This is a genomic window from Sutterella parvirubra YIT 11816 (assembly GCF_000250875.1).
GTDB classification, from domain to species: domain Bacteria; phylum Pseudomonadota; class Gammaproteobacteria; order Burkholderiales; family Burkholderiaceae_F; genus Sutterella; species Sutterella parvirubra.
The window spans coordinates 74,080-77,105 of sequence record NZ_JH605013.1; the positions used below are offsets into that span (position 1 = coordinate 74,080).

General features: G+C 66.6%; 4 protein-coding genes. 3 read left to right on the plus strand and 1 reads right to left on the minus strand.

The features are described from left to right. Nucleotides 1-40 precede the first annotated feature (40 nt). From HMPREF9440_RS10815 to HMPREF9440_RS09480, 3 genes are all read left to right on the plus strand, one after another. Nucleotides 41-451: an META domain-containing protein gene (locus HMPREF9440_RS10815; RefSeq protein WP_050816195.1), complete on the plus strand. Its 411-nt coding sequence runs from the start codon at nt 41-43 to the stop codon at nt 449-451. Between the two features lie 17 nt (nt 452-468). Beyond that, nucleotides 469-885, plus strand: coding sequence for an META domain-containing protein (locus tag HMPREF9440_RS09475; protein WP_008543703.1), 417 nt, complete (start codon nt 469-471; stop codon nt 883-885). A 264-nt stretch (nt 886-1,149) separates the two neighbouring features. Then, nucleotides 1,150-2,037 carry a universal stress protein gene (locus HMPREF9440_RS09480; protein WP_008543705.1) on the plus strand — a complete coding sequence of 296 codons (888 nt, stop codon included), beginning with the start codon at nt 1,150-1,152 and terminating at the stop codon, nt 2,035-2,037. Nucleotides 2,038-2,166: 129 nt separating this feature from the next. Here the strand turns inward: HMPREF9440_RS09480 and HMPREF9440_RS12280 are convergent. After that, on the minus strand, nt 2,167-3,026 hold an 860-nt coding region (locus HMPREF9440_RS12280), incomplete at its 5' end, for a DNA polymerase (RefSeq protein WP_245523607.1).

The following is a 3,026-nucleotide window of genomic DNA, read 5'->3' on the forward strand; positions in this document are numbered from 1 at the left end:
AGGCGCCGCCACCGATTTTCCGTATGAGAGAGACAAAAGAATGAAGCACCTCCGCACCGCCGCCCTCCTTGCCGCCGGCACGATCCTCGCCGCGGGCTGCGCGCAGACCGAACCCGCCGCCACCGCCGCCCCGCTGCTCTCGGGCACGACCTACGTCTGGAAGACGACGGGCGCTGAGACCGAACCCTTCATCGCGTTCGACGAGAAGGGCGGCGTGCACGGCCAGTCAGGCTGCAACGGGTTCTTCGGCGGGGTGAAGGTCGAAGGCGACGCCGTCGCCTTCACGAATCTCGGCTCCACGATGAAGATGTGCGCGCCGGAAGCGATGGAAGTCGAAGCCCGCTTCATGAAGGCGCTGACGGAAACGAAGCGCGTGCGCCAGAGCGAAACCGCGCTTGATCTTCTGAACGGCGAAGGCGCCGTCCTCCTCACGCTCGAACGCAAGAACTGACTGATCAAGGACCCAACATGAAGCGCATCACTTTGGCCGGTGCGGCCGCGGCCGCCCTTCTTCTTTCCGCCTGCTCGACGCCGACGCAGCCGACGCTCATCGACCCGACCTCGCTGGAAGGCCAAACCTTCCGCTGGGCCTTGGGCGAAACCTCCACAGGCCAGACCCCGATGGTGGTCTTCGGCAAGGACGGCCGCCTCTCGGGCTTTGCGGGCTGCAACCGCATCATGGGTTCCTGGAAGGCCGAAGGCACCGGGCTCTCGTTCCTGCAGGTCGCAACGACCCGCATGATGTGCGACGCCGACGCGATGAAGACCGAAGAGAAGTTCCTCGGCTACCTCCGTGACGCGACGGGCGCCGTCGCGACGCCCGCCGGCGTCGACTTCGTCAACGCCGAAGGCAAGGTGCTCGTGAACCTCGAAAAGGTCAACTGAGCGCCTCTCGACACGCTTTTGGAAAGCCGTCCGGACCGCCCTGGTCCGGGCGGCTTTTTCGTGGAGCCCGCTGAGGTCTCTCCCATCCGCCGGGCCCTTCCCCGTCCCTCTCCGTCCGTCCCCCACGCCCCGGCGTCAAGGGCCCTCACGCCCCGCTTTGGGGAACGTCAAAAACCTGCGTTTTGTTGTCCCGTTTTCCCGGTCGGGAACGGCTTTCAGGGCATAAGATGAATGTATGGACTGCAACCTTTCGGAGGATCCCCCATGCGCGTCTTGATGCCCGTCGACGGCTCCAGCCACAACCATGCCGCACTCGCCTTCCTGGTCGGGCGCAGGAGCTGGCTCGAAGCCGAAAAGCCCGACGTGGAGCTCGTCCACGTCCGCGCGCCGCTCCCCTCGCGCTTCTCGGAAGTCTTCACGCAGGAGCAGATCCGCGCGATGCACGAAGAGGCCGCCGAAGAAGTCTTCGCGCAGCTGGAGCACGAAGCGCACTTCCCCACGCTCACGAAGAAGGTGCTCGTGGGCTCGCCCGGCCTTGAAATCGCTCAGGAAGCGGCCGACACCAAGGCCGACCTCATCGTCGTGGGCGCCCGCGGCCACGGCTTCATCGACTCGATGCTCGTAGGCTCGGTCTCGCAGGCCGTGATCGCGAAGAGCGACAAGCCGGTGCTGATCTGCCACGACGTGCCGGCCCCCGAGAAGGAAAGCCTCGTGGTGGGGGTCGCCGTCGACGGCTCGGGTTCGTCCGACGCCGCGCTCGACTTCATCATCCGGCACAAGACCTTCTTCGGCCCCGACGCGGAATTCCGCATTCTCTACGCCGTGCCGGACTACCAAGGGATCATGCAGAAGCACCTCGTGGGCGCCATGATGCGCTTCATCCCCGAGATCCCGACCATCGAGACGGAAGACTTCCGCGAAGTGACCGACCCGGTCGTGGAGAAGTTCGCGGCCGCCGGGATCAAGGCGACCCCGGTGATGCTGAAGGGCGAAGCCGGTCCCGCGATCGTCGACTACGCCGAGCGCGAACTCGGGATCATCGTCGCGGGCTCGCACGGGAAGGGAAACCTGCGCGCCCTCTTCATGGGCACGACCGCGCGCCACATCGCCGCGCTCACGCGCTGCCCGATGCTCGTGGTCCGCGGGAGCTGAGCCCGACACCGCATGAGGGACGCTTCCTCACGGCGTCCCTCCCCCAAGAGCCTGAAAGATTTCGGCCCGGAGGATCATCCCCCGGGCCGATTCGTTCGGTTCGGTCTGCTGAGGCTCAGCTCATCGGCCTCAGTGCGCCGCCTCCCAGTTGGGGCCGACACCCACTTCCGCGACCAAAGGCACGTCGAGCGTCGCCGCGGCGGCCATGAGTTCGGGGAGCTTCGCGCGGACGACTTCGACCTCTTCGGGCGGCGTCTCCAGAATGAGTTCGTCGTGGACCTGAAGGATGAGTCGGCTCTTCAGACCGGAGTCCTTCAGCCACGCGTCGACCGAGAGCATCGCGCGCTTGATCACGTCCGCCGCCGTCCCCTGCATCGGGGCGTTGATGGCGGCGCGCTCCGCGGCCGCCTGGATGTTCTTGCGCGAACTCTTGATGTCCGGAATCCAAAGGCGGCGCCCGAACGCGGTCTCGACGAACCCGTCCTCACGCGCACGCAGGCGGGTGCCGTCCATGTAGCGCTTGACGCCGGGGAAGCGCGCAAAGTACTGATCGATGTAGTTCGCGGCCACGCGGCGGTCGATCCCGAGGTTCTGCGCAAGGCCGAAGGCGCTCATCCCGTAGATGAGCCCGAAGTTGATCACCTTCGCCATGCGGCGCTCGTCGGGAGTGACGTCTTCGAGCCTGCGCCCGAAGACCTCCGCGGCGGTCGAGCGGTGGATGTCCTCACCCCTCGCGAAGGCGGAGAGGAGCCCCTGGTCCTTCGAGAGGTGCGCCATGATCCGGAGCTCGACCTGCGAATAGTCGGCCGAGACGATGAGGTTCCCGTTCTCGCCCACGAACGCTTCGCGCACGCGCCGCCCTTCGGGCGTGCGCACGGGGATGTTCTGGAGGTTGGGGTCCGAGCTCGCGAGGCGCCCCGTCACCGCGGTCGCCTGACCGAAGGTCGTGTGGACGCGCCCGTCGACGGGGTCCGTCATGCGGGGGAGCT